Annotated in this window: 14 protein-coding genes; 6 read left to right on the top strand and 8 right to left on the bottom strand. The window is 68.4% G+C overall.

All coding sequences use genetic code 11. The annotated features are described in order from the left end of the window. Nucleotides 1–57: 57 nt before the first annotated feature. The 6 genes from WMF33_RS08195 to WMF33_RS08170 all read left to right on the top strand — a co-directional run bounded on the left by WMF33_RS08195 (nucleotide 58) and on the right by WMF33_RS08170 (nucleotide 7,742). The gene (locus tag WMF33_RS08195; protein ID WP_437336616.1) at nucleotides 58–1,782 is read left to right on the top strand and encodes a DUF1592 domain-containing protein; all 1,725 of its coding nucleotides are present in this window, start codon (nucleotides 58–60) and stop codon (nucleotides 1,780–1,782) included. A 35-nt stretch (nucleotides 1,783–1,817) separates the two neighbouring features. Continuing rightward, the gene (locus tag WMF33_RS08190) at nucleotides 1,818–3,164 is read left to right on the top strand and encodes a DUF1552 domain-containing protein (protein WP_437339455.1); all 1,347 of its coding nucleotides are present in this window, start codon (nucleotides 1,818–1,820) and stop codon (nucleotides 3,162–3,164) included. A 42-nt stretch (nucleotides 3,165–3,206) separates the two neighbouring features. Beyond that, the gene (locus tag WMF33_RS08185; protein WP_437336615.1) at nucleotides 3,207–4,001 is read left to right on the top strand and encodes a hypothetical protein; all 795 of its coding nucleotides are present in this window, start codon (nucleotides 3,207–3,209) and stop codon (nucleotides 3,999–4,001) included. Between the two features lie 211 nt (nucleotides 4,002–4,212). Continuing rightward, nucleotides 4,213–5,424 (top strand): IS701 family transposase, encoded by a 1,212-nt coding sequence (locus WMF33_RS08180; RefSeq protein ID WP_437332797.1) that lies wholly within the window; start codon nucleotides 4,213–4,215, stop codon nucleotides 5,422–5,424. A gap of 537 nt (nucleotides 5,425–5,961) precedes the next feature. Beyond that, nucleotides 5,962–6,612, top strand: a complete 651-nt coding sequence (locus WMF33_RS08175) for a glutathione S-transferase family protein (RefSeq protein ID WP_437336614.1) — start codon at nucleotides 5,962–5,964, stop codon at nucleotides 6,610–6,612. Nucleotides 6,613–6,824: 212 nt separating this feature from the next. Further along, nucleotides 6,825–7,742 (top strand): LysR family transcriptional regulator, encoded by a 918-nt coding sequence (locus WMF33_RS08170; RefSeq protein ID WP_437336613.1) that lies wholly within the window; start codon nucleotides 6,825–6,827, stop codon nucleotides 7,740–7,742. 12 nt (nucleotides 7,743–7,754) lie between these two features. Here WMF33_RS08170 and WMF33_RS08165 read toward each other — a convergent pair whose 3' ends face one another. The 8 genes from WMF33_RS08165 to WMF33_RS08130 all read right to left on the bottom strand — a co-directional run bounded on the left by WMF33_RS08165 (nucleotide 7,755) and on the right by WMF33_RS08130 (nucleotide 18,187). Then, nucleotides 7,755–8,822: an alcohol dehydrogenase catalytic domain-containing protein gene (locus WMF33_RS08165; RefSeq protein WP_437336612.1), complete on the bottom strand. Its 1,068-nt coding sequence runs from the start codon at nucleotides 8,820–8,822 to the stop codon at nucleotides 7,755–7,757. Nucleotides 8,823–9,163: 341 nt separating this feature from the next. Beyond that, complete coding sequence (locus WMF33_RS08160) at nucleotides 9,164–10,069, bottom strand: hypothetical protein (protein ID WP_437336611.1); 906 nt, start codon at nucleotides 10,067–10,069, stop codon at nucleotides 9,164–9,166. A 69-nt stretch (nucleotides 10,070–10,138) separates the two neighbouring features. Further along, on the bottom strand, nucleotides 10,139–10,618 hold the full coding sequence (locus WMF33_RS08155) for an SRPBCC family protein (RefSeq protein WP_437336610.1): 480 nt from the start codon (nucleotides 10,616–10,618) through the stop codon (nucleotides 10,139–10,141). A 140-nt stretch (nucleotides 10,619–10,758) separates the two neighbouring features. After that, nucleotides 10,759–11,292, bottom strand: coding sequence for a GNAT family N-acetyltransferase (locus tag WMF33_RS08150; protein ID WP_437336609.1), 534 nt, complete (start codon nucleotides 11,290–11,292; stop codon nucleotides 10,759–10,761). 3 nt (nucleotides 11,293–11,295) lie between these two features. Then, entirely contained in the window at nucleotides 11,296–11,667 is a 372-nt protein-coding gene (locus WMF33_RS08145; RefSeq protein ID WP_437336608.1) for a hypothetical protein, read from the bottom strand. A gap of 104 nt (nucleotides 11,668–11,771) precedes the next feature. Further along, the gene (locus WMF33_RS08140) at nucleotides 11,772–12,623 is read right to left on the bottom strand and encodes a hypothetical protein (protein ID WP_437336607.1); all 852 of its coding nucleotides are present in this window, start codon (nucleotides 12,621–12,623) and stop codon (nucleotides 11,772–11,774) included. Between the two features lie 366 nt (nucleotides 12,624–12,989). Further along, nucleotides 12,990–13,997 (bottom strand): virulence RhuM family protein, encoded by a 1,008-nt coding sequence (locus WMF33_RS08135; protein WP_437336606.1) that lies wholly within the window; start codon nucleotides 13,995–13,997, stop codon nucleotides 12,990–12,992. 80 nt (nucleotides 13,998–14,077) lie between these two features. Beyond that, nucleotides 14,078–18,187, bottom strand: a complete 4,110-nt coding sequence (locus WMF33_RS08130) for an NACHT domain-containing protein (RefSeq protein ID WP_437336605.1) — start codon at nucleotides 18,185–18,187, stop codon at nucleotides 14,078–14,080. Nucleotides 18,188–18,201 lie beyond the last annotated feature (14 nt).

Here is an 18,201-nt window from a genome sequence, read left to right as displayed (position 1 = left end):
GCCTGTTGTTCGATGAGAGAACTTCAGCATGCCCGGAGCGGGCGAGGAGCGACAACGATGTCCAGGTCCTCACATCACGAGCAGGCGCGCCCTTTCCGAGGCTCTCGGTCGGCGATCCTGGCCGCGCTGCTCCTGGCGAGCGGCTGCATCGGAAACGTGGGTGGTGCTGGTTCCGGCGACGAGCCCGGCACCGATCCTGACGACGTCAAGGATCCCACCACCGGGGCCCCGCTCGCGTGCAAGGACGGCGTGGTGTACCCCGGGCGAGCGCCGCTGCGGCGGCTCACGCGCGTCGAGTACAACAACACCGTCCGCGATCTCCTGGGCGACACGACCAACCCCGCCTTTTCGCTGCCCAGCGAGGACGTCGGGAACGGCTTCGGCAACGACGCGGACACGCTGTCGGTCTCGAGCCTGCTGGCCGAGCAGCTGAGCACCGTCGCGGAGGGCGTCGCCCAGCGCGCGACCGCCACCCCGGAGGCGCTCGCGAAGCTCGCCCCTTGCGCGCGCAACGTGGCGGCGGCGGACGAGGAGGCGTGCGCGAGCACGATCATCGAGCGGTTCGCCCCGGTCGCGTACCGCAGGCCCCTCGCCGACGGCGAGGCGAACGAGCTACTCGCGCTGTACCGAGTCGGCAGGACCGACGCGACGTTCGCCACCGGCGTCGCGACGGTGATCGAGGCGCTGCTGCAATCGCCGGACTTCCTCTACCGCATCGAGCGCGGCATGCCCGACCCGGAGCGCCCGGAGCTCCGCCGGCCCACGGGCGACGAGATGGCGACGCGGCTCTCGTACATGCTCTGGGGCACGACGCCCGACGAGCAGCTGCGCACGGCCGCGCAGGCGGGTGAGCTCTCGACGAAGGAAGGCGTGCGCAAGCACGCCGAGCGCATGCTCGAAGACCCTCGGTCCCGGCCCACCATCCGGTTCTTCTTCGACAACCTGCTCCCCATCAGCAGCCTCGCGGATCTCGAGCGGAACGCGGAGGCGTTCCCGACCTTCTCGCGCACCATCGGCTCGCTGATGCGCGAGGAGACACAGCGGCTCATCGAGCACGAGGTCTTCGAGGGGGGCGGGACATGGCCGTCCATCTTGACGGCCCCGTACTCGTTCATGAACGAGCAGCTCGCGGCGTTCTACGGCGTCTCCGGCGTGACGGGCGACGAGTTCCAGAAGGTGGAGCTCGACACGACCCAGCGCCTCGGGATCCTCACCCAGGCGGGCATGATGGCCGGGACGACGCACTCGAACAACACGAACCCCGTGACCCGCGGCTCGTTCGTGCTGCAGAAGCTCATGTGCATCATCATCCCGCTCCCCACCGGCGACATCCTGGAGCAGGTGAAGCCGCCGGATCCGTACTCCGGCAAGACGGCGCGGGAGCGCTTCAGCCAGCACAGCCAGGACAAGGCGTGCGCGGGGTGCCACCAGTTCATGGATCCGGTCGGCTTCGCGTTCGAGAACTACGACGCGGTCGGGCTGTACCGCACCACCGAGAACGACGTCGTGATCGACCCGAGCGGCACGGTCCCGGGGACGCTGGGGGACGTGAGCGGGCCGATCGAGCTGGTGCAGAAGCTCGCCGCGTCGGAAGAGGTGCAGGACTGCTTCGCCAAGCGCTGGAGCGAGTTCGCCTACGGCCTCACCCTGCGCAAAGAGGACAAGTGCACCGAAGAGGCTGTCACGACCGCCTTCAAGGCGTCCGGGTACAACGTGAAACAGCTCCTGATCGATCTCACGCAGACGGACGCTTTCCACTATTTGGCTTCTGGACAGGAGTGAAGGTCATGTCGAAATTTCGTTTGAGCCGACGTGCCATGCTGCGGGGCGCCGGCGCCATCGCGGTCTCGCTCCCCTGGCTGGAGATCATGGGCACCGAGCGCCCGGCGCACGCGGCCCCCGCCCCCGCCAAGCGTTTCCTGGCCGTTTACACGCCCGGCGGGACCGTGCTGAACCGCTGGAGGCCGACCGGCTCGGAGACGAGCTTCACCCTGAGCCCCATCCTGGCGCCGCTCGCGCCGGTGCAGAACCGGCTGATCGTCGTCGACGGCCTCGACATGAAGAGCGCGCGCGGCGAGCAGCACCAGGCCGGGATCATCGCCTGGCTCACGGGCACGTCGCAGGAGGGCTCCAACAACGGCGGCTACGGGCAGGGGCCGTCCATCGATCAGGTGATCGCCGCCCGGATCTCCGCCGGTCAGAAGGCGAAGGCCAGCATCCAGATCGCGTTGCGCTGGGCCACGGGCAAGTCTCATGGCCTGCTGTCGCCGATGAACGCCGCGAATTTCGAGAACGACGCGCCGCACAAGCCGATCCCGCCGCGCCTCGATCCGGTGGAGATCTTCACCGAGCTCTTCGGCACGCTGAACCCGAACGACAGCAACGACGCTGCCCGTCGCCTCGCGCGGAAGCGATCGATCCTCGACTTCCTCGACCGGCGCTACGCCACCCTGTCCGGGCAGCTCGGCGCCGCCGACAAGCAGAAGATCGACCAGCACCTCACGAAGATCCGCGAGATCGAGCAGAGCCTCAGCAACATCCCGGTCGAGACGAGCGCGTGCAAGGTGCCGACGAGGGTCGACACGTCCGACTACAACCCGCGCACGGGGCTCAACGCGGACAACGACGGCAAGGTCAAGGACACCTCGACCGACGCGGCGATCCCCAAGGTCGGCAAGCTGTTGACGGACATGATGGTGATGGCGTTCGCCTGCGACATCACCGGGGTCGGCACCCTGCAGTGGAGCGACACCGAGGCGAAGCACACCTTCCCCTGGCTCAACCTGACCGAGCACCACCATTTCTACCAGCACGACGGCGGCTTCAGGCCGAACGAGTGCGAGGCCATCTGCACGTGGTACTCGAAGCAGCACCTCTATCTCCTGCAGGAGATGGAGAAGATCGACATGGGCGGGCACTCGCTGCTCGACGAGAGCGTCGTCTTCTTCGGCTCGGAGCTCTCGGATCCGCCGTCGCACAAGAAGAACGACATGCCGTTCCTGCTGGCCGGCGGCGGCGGCGGCCTGCGCACCGGGCGCTGGCTCCGGTACCCGAACCTCCCGCACAACAACCTGCTCGTCTCGATCTTGAACCTGTTCGGCGACACCCGGACCACGTTCGGCGACCCGCGGGACTGCACCGGGCCGCTCACCAACCTGACCTAGCCATTCGAACGAGACGCGGCGCACTCGCCGGACTGGTGTGAAATGAGAATCTCTCTGCTCGTGATCCCTGTGACGATGGTCCTCCTTGCCTGCGGCTCCGAGGCCGACCCGCCCGCGAACGACCCGGCGACTTCCAGCGCGACGGGCGCTGGGGGCTCGGGCGGGGGAGCCGCGACGGGCGCCAGCACGAGCGCCTCCAGCAGCGCGGGCTCCGGCGGGGCCGGCGGCAGCGGCGGGGCCGGCGGCAGCGGCGGAGCCGGCGGCAGCGGCGGGGCCGGCGGCAGCGGCGGGGCCGGCGGCAGCGGCGGCGAGGACCCGCGCGCCGCGGCCGCCAGCATCGACGGCTTTCGCTGGGAGCTGCCGTGCGACCAGGACCCAGGCAACCGTGACGAGTGCTCGACGTCCGCGCGGGTCGACGAGACCAGGACGTTCGGCGGCTCGCCCGACACGACCTACCAGATGACTGTCCGGCTGCGCGGCGTCGTCGAGCCGATGACGTACCAGGGCGGCACATCCGACGGCATGCACTTCCGCGTCGGCGGTTCGCCCAGCAACCCGACGTACAACATCTACAGCTTCGCTGTCTCCGATCCGCCCGAGGTCTACTATCTCAACGATAACCCCACCGTGGGTCACGACACGTTCATCATCGACCACACGAAGACCATCCCGATTCGGGGCGGAGCCACCGTGACGTTCGTCGGCGACGGTCAAAACGCCGTCGAGATCGCCAACTTCAAGCACCTCGTCGTGGACGGCATCCCCCCGGCACCCGAGCCATTCATCGGTCAGTTCATCCAGCTCGACGTGCTGTCGGTCGAGGCGGCGCAGCCCTGACCGTGCGCCGCGCGGGAGGAGCGCCTCGTAGCGGCCGTCTCACCGTACAACCACGCTGCACGCGCGGGTTGACCTAGCACCACTGTGTCGCGACCGGGCGGGATGAGCCGATGCTACCCCCAGGAATCTCCCGGAAGGCTGGAGCCTTTCTGCGGACCGGAGCTTGCCGCGCCGTGGGCGCGACGCAGCCTGCTGTGCCGTGGAGTACACGATGGACGCCGCTGCCCAGCAGCGGCTGGACGCCTACTTCTCGGGCATCGGGGACATCCTTGCCCATCCGCTGCGGCGCGAGTCGTTCGCGATCTATGCGATGGGGCTGCTCGGCGAGGCGGAACGCAAGAGCATCGAGCCGCTCGCTGCGCGAGCCTGCCCCGACCCGGCGCGCGTGCAGGCGGCGCACCAGAGCCTGCAGCATTTCATCTCGAACGCGCACTGGGACGACCACGCCGTGCGCCGGTACGCGGCCCGCTACGCCATCGCGGCGATGGCCGAGCACGCTCCGATCTCGGCGTGGATCATCGACGATACCGGCTTCTTGAAGAAGGGCGAGCACTCGGTGGGGGTTCAACGGCAGTACACCGGCTCCGCCGGCAAGATCACCAACTGCCAGATCGGCATCAGCCTCAGCGTGGCGACGCGCTACCACCACGTGCCCATCGACTTCGAGCTGTACCTGCCTCGGAGCTGGGCCGACGATCCGGCGCGACGGCGCGAAGCCCGCATTCCTGCCTCCGTGCAGTACAAGAGCAGGATCGACTTGGCGCTCGGCATGATCGAGCGCGCCGTGCGCGAGGGGATACCCGGCGACATCGTGCTCGCCGATCCCTTCTACGGCAACGCCCATGACTTCCGGGAGACCGTGCGCCTGCTGGGGCTCGACTACGCCGTCGGGATCGAAGCCCCTACCAAAGTCCTGTTGCTCAGCGGAAGCGACCCCGAGCGGTGCACCCCGGTGAGTGTGGGCGAACTGGGGCGACGCCTCGGCCGCCGCGCCTTTCGGCGGATTGCCTGGCGCGAAGGGACCGGGCGCACGTTGTCGTCGCGCTTCGCGCTGCGGCGCGTGCGCGTTGCGAACCGGGATGGCATTCCGATCGCGCACCACGAGCCGGTCTGGCTCCTGATCGAGTGGCTCGACGGCGAGCGTCAGCCGACGAAGTTCGCCCTCACGACGCTGCCGGCCCGTATGTCCCGGAAGGAGATCGTGCGCATCTACAAGGAGCGCTACCGTACCGAGAAGGTCTACGAGGAGTTGAAGGGCGAGCTCGGCCTGGATCACTTCGAAGGCCGGCGCTTTCCCGGCTGGCACCACCATGTGACCGTCGCCCTCAGCTGCTACGCGTTCGTTGTCGCCGAACGCGCGCGGCATTTTCCCCCCTCGGCCGAACGGACGCGTTTCCCCGAGCCGTTCCCGCTCGCGGCCTGAGCGTCATTTTAGCGACTCCTTCGCCACCTGTCGTCTCGCCATCGCCCGCGTGCTGACCCGCTGGCTGCCCCGGTGCCCCAGCTGCCACCGTCGACACGCCGAGGTCCCCAGGCTCCAGTCCCTCCGGCTGTGACACAGTGGTGCTAGAACACCTCACGCGCTCCACCTCCCCTCCTGGAAAAGTAGCTGAGCCGCGCCGTCGCCCTCGGGGACGAGGTGGCGGCGCGGGTCGTTCGCGAGGCAATCGGTCGGCTGCTCGGGCTGCCGGTGGCACCGGAGCGGCGAGCAAGCTTGGACCGAACGTCGAGCTCGCCGCTCGCGTGGACTCGCTGCCGGGGCCTTGCCGCTGCTGTCCGACGACATGGAGCGTCCTCAGGCCGTAGGCTGAACCGGCATTTGACATGAGGCACAAAAGGTGCGATCCACCGACCCGCCTACAAAAACCGACAGACCCAACGAGCTCACTGGCTGTGTAATATTGGCCACGCCCCGCTGAGAATTGTTCCCAGCCGACGAACACAGGAAAGGCTTGCTGCAATGAGCAAACTGACCATCTGGACCTACGACTGGGTGCCTGGAATGCCTCGTGGTTTTGTGCGCGATCTAAGGCTGAGGTGGGCGTGTGAGGAGGCCGGTCTCCTCTACGAAGTCCAAACGATCCCGTTCGATGATCGCGAGACCAACCATCTCGAGCGCCAGCCATTTGGCCAGGTTCCGTTCCTGAGCGACGGAGAGCTGGAGATCTTCGAGAGCGGCGCGGGGCTGCTGCATCTGGCCCGGAAGAGCGACAAGCTGATGCCGCGCGATCCGGCGGGAGAAGCGGAGACGCTTCAATGGACGATCGCCGCGCTCAACTCGATTGAGATGGTCAGCGTACCGTGGTGGTTCCTGAAGATGTGCGGCGATGCGCAGAACAAACTTACCGGATGGATGGGCAAGCGCCTCGACCAGCTCGAAAAGGTACTGAGCGAGCGAGAGTGGCTCGCGGCCGACCGCTTCACCGTCGCAGACCTGCTGATGGCGGATGTGCTACGGATCCCGGACGTCCGCTCGTTCGGGGATCGGCCGGCGACCGAGGCCTATGTGACCCGTGTCACCGGTCGCCCCGCATTCAAGAAGGCCCAGGCCGACCAGATCGCTCTTTTCAAGGCGGCCGACGAGAAGAGGACAGAAAAAGGGTCGGGCTGACGAGCGTCCTGGCCTCTATCATTCCGGCTTCCGGCGTCGGCGCTCTGATTGGACCAGCATCTTCGATGTTTGGCGCAGCCTCATCGTCGATGCATGGATAAGCTGCTGATACAGCGTCCATTTTCCAGGAGCGATGCGGATCGCGTAAGGTTCTCCAGGTCAACCGCCCCCACCGCCGTTGCGCGCGGAGGCGGCCGGGGTACGATGTCCATGTGTCCGTGGAGCTCGATCTCGATCCCGCCGAGCTTCGGCGCTTCATCGCCGTGGCCGAGGAGCGGAGCTTCCGTCGCGCCGCCGAGCGCCTGGGCATGGCCCAGCCTCCGCTCTCGCGGGCGATCGCGCAGCTCGAGGGCAAGCTGCGGACGCGGCTCCTGAACCGGACGACGCGCCAGGTGTCGCTCACCCCGGCGGGCGTCGTCCTGCTCGATCAAGCGCGCCACGTCCTCGACGCTATGGCGGCCGCGGCGCGCCGCACGGCGCGCGCGGGGCAGCCTCGCGCCCACCTGACCGTCGCGCTCAAGCCAGGGAACGGCGGGCGCCTGCTGCGCCGGCTCGTCGATCATCACGAGCGCTCAGGGTCGCAGGTGCGCCTCGAGGTGCTCGTCAGCGGCTGGGGAGAGCAGGCCGCCATGCTCGCGGACGGCCGCGCCGATGTCGCGTTCTTGCGAGGCCCCATCACCGCGCCAGGCATCGACGCCGAGCCCTTGTTCACGGAGCCTCGCTGCGTCGCGCTCGCCGCGGCTCACCCGCTCGCGGGCAGGCGCGTGCTCCACCGCGAGGATCTGGCGCGGGATCCCGTGCCGGTGTGGCCCGCGGCCAGCGCGGAGCTCGCCGCCTACCGCGCCGCGGCCGACAGGGCCGACGACGCGCCTCGCGGCCCGGTCGTCCACGACGCGAGCCAGCTCCTCGAGGCCGTGGCGCTGGGCCAGGGCATCGCGTTCGTCCCCGCCTCCAGCGCCTCGCTCTACGCGCGCCGCGACGTGAAGTACGTGAGGATGGCCGGCATCTCGGCGAGCACGCTGTACGTGGCGTGGCCGGACACCTGTCGTTCGAAGGAGGTCGCGCGCTTCGTGCGGCTCGCCGTGGAGGTCGCGTCGAGCCTCGGCGGCGATGCCGCGGAGCTCGCGTGAGACGGCATCAGGTCACGGGCGGAGCACGGTCATCCTGAAGGGACCGGCGTTGGCGGCGGCGTGCGCGACCGCCTCGTTCGCGCGATCCAGGCTGAACTCCGTGAAGTCGAACGGGTCGAGCGTCAGGACACCGGACCGGATGAGCCCGACCAGGCGGCCGGCGGCCTCGCGTGGGAACATCCACTGGCCGCGCAGCGTGATGCAGTTGCGCATGAGGTGCCGATAAGGCAGCTCCAGCCCGGCCGCGACGCCTCCCATCAGCACGATGGTCCCGTGCGGCCGCACCGTCAGCGCGGCGGCGCGCACCGCGGCCGCGGGCGCCGAGGGCGGCAGCAGGTCGAGCACGCGGTCGATCGGGCCCGGCGCCGCCCTCAGCATGCGGCTCCGGTCGTCCTCCTCGCTGCCGAGGAGCTTCACGGTGCGGACGCGCGGACCGAAGCGGCGGGCCAGCGTCGCCAGCGCCGCTTCGTTCCGGCCGGGCGCGATGACGCAGCCCGCCCCCATCGCCAGGGCGACCGCGACGCCGGCGCTGCCGAAGCTCCCGGTGGCGCCGCTGATCAGGACGGTCTCCCCCGCCTGCAGGTTCGCCGCGAGGAGCCCGCCATACGGCACGAGCAGCACGTTCAGCGCGCACCATCGCGCGGCGTCCGCCGCGTCGATCGCGCCGATGCGGAGGGCGTTCTCGGTCGGGATCCTGATCTGCTCGGCGAACGATCCATGGCGGAAGTGCGCTTGCAGCCGCAGGCCACCTTCGCCCGCCGCGGTCCATCCTTGCAGCAGGATGTCGGGAGACACGGCGTCGTCGCGCGAACGCACGGTCGGGTCGCAGAAAACCCAGTCGCCGGGGGCGAGGCGCGTCGCGTCCGGTCCGACGGCGCGCACCCGGCCGACCGCGCCGATTCCCGGCGCCAGCGGCAGATCCAGCAGGTAGTTCCGCGCGCCGCTGAAGGCCTCGTTCGCGTACGAGACCACCGGGGCGGCCACGACATCGACGATGACCTCCCCCGTGCCCAGGATCGGGTCCGGCAAGGTCTCGATGGCGAGGGGGGAGCCAAACGCCTTCAATACGGCAGCTTTCATGGATGCATCCTTTGCTGGCATGGGGCCGCTCTCGCGGGCCGCTGGTTCGCGGGACGTGCTCGAGCCTCGGCGTGGGCGGAGGGGCGCCGCGCGGGCAGCGCCGCGCAGGCGTGCTCGCCGCGGGGTGCTCGCCGGGCGGGCGGTGCGGTGCCTTGAGCCTCGAACGACGGTGGCGTCGTATGAACCGGTCGGCGCACGCGCGCCAATACGCGGTGCGCGCTGATTGATACCGGCGGCGCATCAATGAACGGCGCGCCGGTGCGCCCGCGCGCGGGGCGCTGGAGCGAGCGTGGAGCGAGCGCCTCAGCCCGCAGGCTGCCTGCGGAGGAGGGATGACGCTCTCACCGGAACGGCCACGGCTCGCCGACGCTCCGCGAGGCGATGCGGTAGTCGCCGGGCGCGCCCCACACCGCGACATCCCGGTCGGGCGCATTGGGCCCCATCGCGAACGTGAACGACAGGACAGGCCGCTGCCCCGCGCGCGGCCGCCGCTGGGGCCCCGACCAGCGCACCTCCAGGTTCGTGGAGAGCGCCGCCTCCAGGGCGGCGACGGCCTCGTCGGCGTCGGTGGTCGTGACCCGGGTGCCGACGAAGAAGCCCGGGGTGTTCTGCTCCACGATGTGGAGGTGCTCGCGCAGCCATGTGGCCGCGTGCGCGCCCGAGGCCGGGGCGAACGGCGGCGCGTAGAAGACCTCGGCGACCGCGGCGCCGACCAGGCCGGCAACGCTGATGTGGTGCCACTGCAGGCGCTCCGGCTCGGGCGGCCAGGGCTCCGTCTCCAGCTCGATGGCGAGCGCCTCGAGGTACTGCGCCGGCCCGTCGAACGCCGGCGCCACGCCCGCGGCCTCGGTGTCGACCAGGTACACCGTGCCGCCCTCGCTGATCCAGAGTGAGGGGTACCCCTTCGCCACGAGCGGCAGCAGCACCTTGCCTCCCGCGCGCGGCAGCTTCTCCGGCCCGAGCGGCCGCCCGCCTTCGAGCGCCTTCAGCGAGGCGAACACGCCCAGGCGCTTGTCGGGCGGGAGCGGCGTGCCCCCGGCGAGGCTTTCGAGCTCGAGCGCGGCCTCGTGGGCGGGCAGCCCGCGCGCTTCCAGCAGGGCCCGCAGCGCGTCGGGCGACGTGGTGTGCTCGGAGTCGCGGCGGAGGTCGAGCTCCTGGAAGACCAGGGCCGCATGCCGGCTCAGCCGCCTGCGCGCGCTGTCGGCGAGCCGGGTCGGACGGTCACTGTGCGGGCGTGCGTCGCTCATCTGCGTCGCTCCCGGCGGCCCGAGCGTCCGCGTCACAGCGGCCCGGTCGCTCCGCGCGAAAGGCAGGCGTCACCCCAGGTAGCGCGCGAGATTCTCCAGGGACGATCGAAGGCCAGCGTCGTGGTCGGCCTGGCTGATGCCAGGCGGGACGTTCTCCGCGGTGATGGTGATACGGGTCCCTGCGGGCAGCGGTTCGAACGACCACGTCATCACCATCTCGCCCGCGAACGAAGCGTCCGACGACTCGAACTCGACTGACTGGACGATGCGCTTGCCCGGCTCCAGCGAGAGGAAGCGCCCGGTGCTGACGTCGGTCCGCCCTGTGGTCTTGCCCCCGCCGGAGGGCGCTGCCTCCTCGTAGGTCAGCTCGATGCGGTAGCGACCGCCCTCGCGGAAGTCGTAGTCGAGGACGCGACCGGTCATGCCCTCGGGCGGGAGCCACGCCATCAGCGCGTCGGGATCGGCGAAGGCACGGTAGACCGCGTCGGGTCGGGCTGCGGCGACGAGCGACGCGGTATCCGTTCGACCTCTGGCGGCTGGATTTTGCACCCACACAGGCTATCGCGCCACCGGTCCTCTGGCCAGAGCGAAGAGGCGGATGGCAGCCTCACCGGTTCTGTCGGCGGCATCGACCTCGGCCGGATCAGCGCCGCTGCTGGTGACTCCTGCTCGACAGCGGTGGATGCCCCTCAGCGCGAGGTTCGGATGGTCAACAGCGATCTCAGATCGAGCACCATGCGACAGGGAAACTCATCCCCCAGCCGGACGAGACCGAACCGCTCATAGAAGCGTGCGGCGCGTGCGTCGATGGCGTCGGTCACGAACAGGCGGAACGCCACCGGCCCCGTGTGCGCGAGCTGGAGCGTCAGGCCGAGCGCCTCCTCGAAGAGATATCGGCCGAGCCCCTGCCCCTGAACACGGGCGTCGACCGCGAGCCGCGCCAGGAGCACCCCGGGAACCGGGAAGCGTGGGAGCCTATCCAGCTCCGGCAGCGCCGTGACGGTGGCGCGCTCCACGCTCACGACCGAGAGGCTGAAGTAGCCTCCGAGGCGCGTTTCACCCGAGACCTCATCGATGGCCAGGTACGTCCGCGCGAGCATGTCCTTCTCGGCATGCCGGAGCGCGAACCGCTTGAGGTACTCGACGAGCGACGCATGCTGGTTCTGGAAATCGGCGATCAGAGCACGATGCGAACGGCTGAGCGCCTCGATGCGGAGCGCCATGATTCAGACTGCCGGCTTCTTCCAGCGAAGCTTCGGCGGACGACGCTTCGGGTTCGCCAGGTTCGCCAGCGTCTCGCGGAGCGCGGGAGGCGGCTCGAAGCCTTGATCGAGAACGCTGGCCAGGCGGATCGTCTCGGCGTCGCTCAGCCTGAGCCGCTCGCCCATTGGCTTCTGCCGTCTGGCGCGGAGGCGCTCGATCGCCGGATGAACGAGCGGCTCCACCTCCTCGCCACGCCGCGCCTCGATGGCTCGCCCCTGCTCGGCCTGCCGCACGACCCATCCGGCGAGCGCGGCGACCTCACGCAGGAGGTCGGCTTTCTGGTTGGGCTCGAGCCCGAGCCGCTCCCGCAGCATCTCCAGCTCGGCGTCGAGCACGCTGTTGGTCAGGGCCTGGAAGCGGGACATGACGACCTCCTGGTGAGTAAAGTATTACTCACAGGGGCCAGGGGCACAAGGAGATCCTGCAGCCGGAGTCGAGACTAGGGGGTCGTGGGCGCGGGAGCCGCAGCCGGCTTGCCGTTGGCCTCCGCCGGCTTGCCGTTGGCCTGTCCGGCCTCGGTGGCCTTGCGGGCCTTGTCGCGCCGCGCCGCCGCGCGCCGGCGCCGCTCGTAGGCGCTCGTCACCTCGCGGGCGATCTCGGGGTGGCGCCGGAACACGTGGGCCGCGGTCTTCCGGATGGCGCCCACCCGCTCGACCATGAGGTGCAGCAGCTGGTTGCGGATCGTGGTCGCGGCCGCCGAGGCGCCGGCTTCGGGGGCCGCCTCCAGCGCTCGCCGTTGCAGGTCCTCCGCGAGCTTCCTGGCCTCGGCGATCACGCGCACATCGAACGCCTCGTCCGCCTCGACCAGACGGTCCTTGAGCGACTCCGCGAGCCCCGCGTAGTCGCGGAGCGCCTGCGAGAGGGCGCTCGAGCGCTGGCCGTCCTGCGCGTGGAACTCCTTGATGCGCGCGAGCTGCGCGTCGGCGGGCTCGTCGACGTCGTCGTCGAGCAGGAACTCGAGCGCCGACTCGAGCTCATCCACGACGAACCGGGCGCGCTCGCCGAGATCGGCCACGGCCGGATCGACGATGAGCAGCAGCCGCGTCTGCGCCTCCTGCACGGCGTGCACGATGGAGAGCAGCTCCTCGCTGCTCGAGGCGGGCAGGCGGCTCTTGACCCGCTTGAGGCCCGGGCGATCGCCTTCGGGCTCCCAGTACTTCTTCACGAACGCCGCGGCGACGACCGCCTCGCGCACGGCGATGTCGTACGGGATGTTCAGCGGGTTGTCGGTCCGGTCCGACTTGGCGGCGACCTTGACCCAGCGATCGAAGTCCGTTGCTTGCTTTGCCATGATGACGTTGACCCCTCCTCCTGCGACCCGCGCCCGTCGGGGCACGACGCAGAGCGGCAAGGATGAGCTCGGTCGGAGCGGCGTCCAGCACGGAGCAGGGTCTGGACGGGGGTGGGGGGAGCCGGGAGGTGAGGCGGCGGGGTGGGATGTCCGGGTGGGCGGGGGGGTGTCCAGATGAGGCCGCACCCTGTCCAGATGAGCGGGCAGGGTGTCCAGATGACCCCGCCCCCTGTCCAGATGAGCGGGCAGGGTGTCCAGATGACCCCGCCCCCTGTCCAGATGAGCGGCGGGATGTCCGGGCGTCCTTGACGCCACGCAGCCTCGAGCGGTACTCGCCAGTGAGCTCGGTGAGGGCGGCAGGCTTTGTCACGGCCCACCCTTCTTCGATCCGCGAGGTCTACGCGGCTTCGGCGCGGGTTTGGCGACGCCGCCCTCGAGTAGCTTCGCGGTCGTCGTGAGGTCATCGAGGTACCGCGCCGAGGCCTCCGTCTCCGCTGCGACGCGGCGCCGCTCGGCGAAGGCGTCGTACTGTGCGCCGGCCCATTCGAAGGCATCGTCGTGCGAGACGCTTCCAGCACCGACCAGCACGGGCAGCTCCGTGTCGGCGAGGAACTTGTCGAGGTCCGCCTCCCAGTCGGACATCCTGATGTCGCGCCGACGTTGCGCGCGAAACTCCGCACGGTCCAGGAACATCACGACGATCCGATTCAGCGTGTCGATCTCCTTGGCGTCGAGGTAGTTCTTCGCCGTGCCGACGTCGCGCTTGAGGACGCGACCGCCGCTCCAGCTCGTCAGCCCCATGTTGGGCTTCTCGGCGTCTGCGCGGCGACGAACGATCTCGGCCGCCGTGAGGCCGGTCGCGGCGTAGTGCATCTTGTTCTGCATGAACGCGAAGAAACGCAGCGTGGCCTGGTCGCTCTCATCGTAGTCCGACGCGAGCGCGAAAATCTCGCGGATGCGCTGGTAGATCCGCGCCTCGCTCGCGCGGATCTCGCGGATCCGCGCGAGCAACTCGTCGAAGTAGTCGGCGGCGCGGTCGGTGCGCTTGAGTCGGTCGTCGTCGAGTACGAAACCCTTGACGATGTACTCTTTGAGCCTCTCGGCCGCCCACTGCCGGAAGCGGACGGCCGCCGCGCTCCGGACCCGGAAACCGAGGGCAATGACGACGTCGAGGTTGTAGTGCTCGACGTCGCGTGCGACCTCACGGCCCCCCTCGAGTTGAACTGTTCGGTACGACCGAACAGTTGCCCCCGGGTCGAGCTCGCCGTCCTCGAAGATGTGCTTGATGTGCTCGCTGATGGTTCCCTTCGCTTTGCCGAACAGGTCCGTGAGCTGGCGCTGGTTGACCCAGACGGTCTCGTTCTCGAGGCGCACGTCGAGCTTCGTGCGACCGTCCTCGCTGCGGTAGAGCAGGATCTTCCCGGCGAAAACTTCTCCCCTCGGTCCAGCGCGCGTCACGACTTCCTCCGGGCGGCTGGCTTCTTCATTGATGCGTCGGTTGCGACTTTCCTGTTTGTCGCCTTCTTCCTGGTGTCAGCCTGATTCCTCGTCACCTTCTTCTTGGTCCTCGCCTTCTTCCGCCGCGGTTCGAGATCCGCCTCGGTTATGACCACACGCCATGCGTTGGACTGCTGCCGCTGGGCACCCATGAGCCACTCGGGTGGTGACCGGGGATAGGGACGAAGTTCTCGTTCGCCGAACGCGAACCACACGATAGTGCGGTCGCTCACGTACTGTCGAAGCAGGTCTTCTCTAATGTAGAGGATGTCTCCCTCAAGTCCGTCGACGCCGCGGAGCGTGATGGTGGCTCTCGTCCCGTCAGGCAAGAACTGGTCGAACCCCTGCGGAGCGCTTCGCAGGTCGAACCGCGAAGAGAAGCAGCGCGACGGTACACGCGCGCTGCCGGCATGGTTCATCTCGCTGTGGTAGCTCTCCCAGGCATACCGGTGTGCGAGGGCCTCCACCTCGACGTCGCTCGTGCTGACACGAACGCTCTCGCGATAGACACGCTCGAAATCGGATTCGGCCAACGCTTCGGCAGCGAAACTCGGATGCCACGGGATCTCGCCGGCGAACGTGTAGTGGTCGCTCGGAGCGTCACGGGCCACCCATGGCCGCTCCCCGGCGTTCAGGGCGGCCACCAGGGCCGACACACCCTGCTTGCGCGTCACCAGCGCCGACAGGAACGCCCATGCCTCGCGCCCGAGCACCCTGTCGGAAGCTTTCACGAAGCCGTGGACGGCGACCCACGGTCCCTGATGCTCGCCGATCTTCTCTCGAACGACGAGCCGCGGAGGCACTTCGGTGCTCCTTCCGCAGGCCCAACGCTCATGGCTCTCGACACTCGGCTTGAGCCATGCCTGCGAAGCCGTCGGCTCCCCATCCACTGGTGGCGGCTCGGGGAACGAAGGATCGATGTCGACGTCGGAGAGCCGTCTGCCATCATCTGGCAGGAGCCCCTGAGCCTCGAGCACGCCTGCGTAGGTGAAGAAGCCGATCCAGCCGTACTTCTTGCCGTAGCGCTCGGCGCGAGGACGATGCCCACGTCCTTCGGCCCGAAAGGCGTCATCTGCGATAGCGCGGTCCAATGGATCGAACGCCGCGGCTCTCCACCCGAGCGACCACACAACGCCGCAAATATGGGCCGCGGCCGCCTGGTGCCCCTGGTGATCCATATCGTAGTTGCCACGATCGTCGAAGAGGCGTCCGAGCGTATAGTTCTCGAAGTCCATGTGGAGCGTGCGCCCCACCTCTTCCGCGCGCGCGTCGCCTGTGGAGATCGGCGGGACTGGCGACGGCGCCGCGAACGACCAGCGGCCACGCAGGCTGTCGGGAACCACCGCGTCGTAGAACTTCGTGGCAAACGCGACAATGCCTCGCACATAAAGGCGCGCGAGGTAGTGAGTCGTCGGCGCCGTCGCCGTGGGGCCCACCAGCGCTCGCATGAGTTGGTTGAGGAACGGCTTCAGGCATACCCCGAGATCGGCGTCTGCCCGCTGGTGGCTCATCACGACGCCATACGAGGCCGCGAGCATGCGCTCGCTGACATAGGCATCGTTCACTGTGAGCGAGTCGATGGTCAGCTCGAAGAGTCCTTCTGGATCGGTTCGACCAAGCCAGTAGAGCGCCCGTGTGGCCTGGTCGCGCAGGCGCCTGACTGTGCTCGTGAGCGTCCACATGATCCAGCGAGCACGAAGCCGGTCGCCTATGCGCGCTCCACCTCCTCGCCAACGCTGCTCCAAACGTTCGAGATCGCTGAGCGGCTTCTCCTGGTGCCTTCGAAGCCATTCCGTCCAACTCAAGTCGCGGTCCGCGACGTCCAACGGCCGCAAGACCCGATCCAACGCCTCGGCGTTGAGCGGATGACTTACCGCCCCGCGCACTTGACGGAGCTTCTGGAGGAGTTCTGAATCCCCCTGGCGAACCAGATCGAGCAGCGCCTCGACGGTAGCTGCGTCCAAGTAGGCGGCCTCGAGCCCAGCAGCGAATCGCAAGGCCCGAGCGCGGAGCGGTTCCTCGACCAATTGCCAGAGCTGCTTGGCATGGAGGCGCCGAGGAAGCTGACCGACGAGCGAGTACACGACATCGTCGGCGAGAGGGTGCCGCTGGTCGAAATCTCCGCCTAGCAGGGTCGTCGTAGATGCGTCTCGGATCCAGGACTCGAGGCCAGCCTGTCCGTGACGCGAGAGAAGAGCGCTCGCGATGATGTGACCGCCAAGCGGGTCGTACGCAGGAGCATAGGCGCCGGTGCCGTCGGAGGGCATGCGCAACAGGACCCCCTCGTGCTCGAGCGCGCGCACGATGCTCTGATCCCAAGGGCGTCCTTCGTCACCAAGCGCCCGGCGCAGTTCGTCGATCTCAAGAAAGCGGGTCCGGTTGTCCCAGAGGGTGCTGGCAACGAGCCCCAGCGCCGCGCGGACATCCTGCGCGTAGTATCGCTGTGTTCGAGGGGCCAACTCGGCAATCCGGTTGCCCACTTGATCGAGGTAACGGTCGAACAACGCGGTCAGCGATCCCGGCATTGCATCGACCCCGACCACCTTCACTCGCGTCGGGTTCGTCACTTCGCAGAACAGTCGCAAGGTCAGTGGATGCTTGAGGAGTTCCAGCGGGATCGGCGCATCGGTCGCCTCGATCTTGTAGAAGCGAAAGTGCGCCCGGATCGCCTCAATGGTTTCAGCTCCGTAGCCCTCAATCTCGACGTACCGAGTGTTCGGTGGAAGGGCCTCCGCGGCGAACTCTGGCCGCAACGTGCACACCAAGAGGACGTAGGGGTACTTCGCCAGCGTGCTCTCCACCTCAGCGAGCAGCGGCTTCCATTCTCGTGGGTCCTCGGACTCGTTGAGCCCATCGATGACCACAGGCAAACGATGCCGTGCTCGTTGCCCCGCCGCGTCTACTGCCGCGAGCAGGGACTCCATGCTCGGGACAGGGTGAGCCGCGATCGATACCCGTCGCGCCAAGTTATCAAGCGTGTGGTTCGCGTGAAGGTCGCGACCGTGAAGCAGCACGCCGTGAGGGCGCGCGTCGGTACCTGCGGTAAGCTGCGCTGCGAGCTGGGTCTTGCCACAGCCGGCCGGGGCAAGGACCGCGACGACACGCGAGGAGAAAGCAGCTTCGGCATCGGCGAGCAGTCGCAGCGCCTCACGGCAACCGCCGACAGCGTTCGTCACGTACAAACTGGCCAGGTGATTGCCCGAACGCAGCCGTCGAGGTGCCGTCGTGACGTCCGGACATAGCGTGCGCGGTCGCGACGAGATCTCGTCGCGAAGCATGTCGAGATCGCCATCGCAAATACCGCCAGCGACTCGATCGAGCGCATCAGAAGACTGCCTCCCCATCTCGACGACACTCGCCACCACAGGAGCAAGAGGGACGGGCACCGCCGGCGCACTCTCTATAGCTTGCATCTGCGAGCGCAGCTCCGCAGCCTGCGCGCGGAGCGCATCCCAAGAATCGGACTCTCCGAGCATGCGGCGCAGCGCGCGTTCTGCGTCGAGAACGTGATGGACGTCAGCCTGCCACCTCGCTCGGATCCGGGCGACCGACTGCTCATGCCGTTCGCGTAGGATTTCCGGCGTCAGCACCAGCTCGCCAAAGTAGGTGCCACGGAGAGCAATGGCCTGGCCGACGAGGAGGTTGTCGATCTCGTCTCCGGTCCAGAGGTGCAGCGTCATCTTCGACGCGATGCTCTTCAACCACTTCTGGTCCGCGCTGGTCAGCGTGCGGCGCGTCCACAGAACCCAGTCCGTGACTCCGGGGACATGGGCCTCCGTCCTGCGGATCCCCTCCTCGATCTTGGTCCTTCTGCTCGACCCGAGTTCGCCACTGGCTGGAAGCTCGTACCACTTGCACTGCCACCCCCACCAGCGCCCTGGATCTCCAAGGGCATCACAGCGTCGTTCTACCTTCAGATGAAACTCGACGCCCGGCTGATTCGCGAGGGCCCGAAGCACACCGTAACTTCCGAAGTTCTGGCGAACGACGCCCCGGCAGAGCAGCTCGAAATTCTTCTCGGCGCTCCCCGGCAGCGTGGCGAAGGCGTCCCAGTTCAGTGCGGGCATGGCGACTCCGACAC

Source organism: Sorangium sp. So ce394 (genome assembly GCF_051474665.1).
Classification (GTDB): domain Bacteria; phylum Myxococcota_A; class Polyangia; order Polyangiales; family Polyangiaceae; genus Sorangium; species Sorangium cellulosum_D.
The sequence above is the reverse complement of the archived record's forward strand: the minus strand, read 5'-3'. Positions and strand labels throughout refer to the sequence as shown.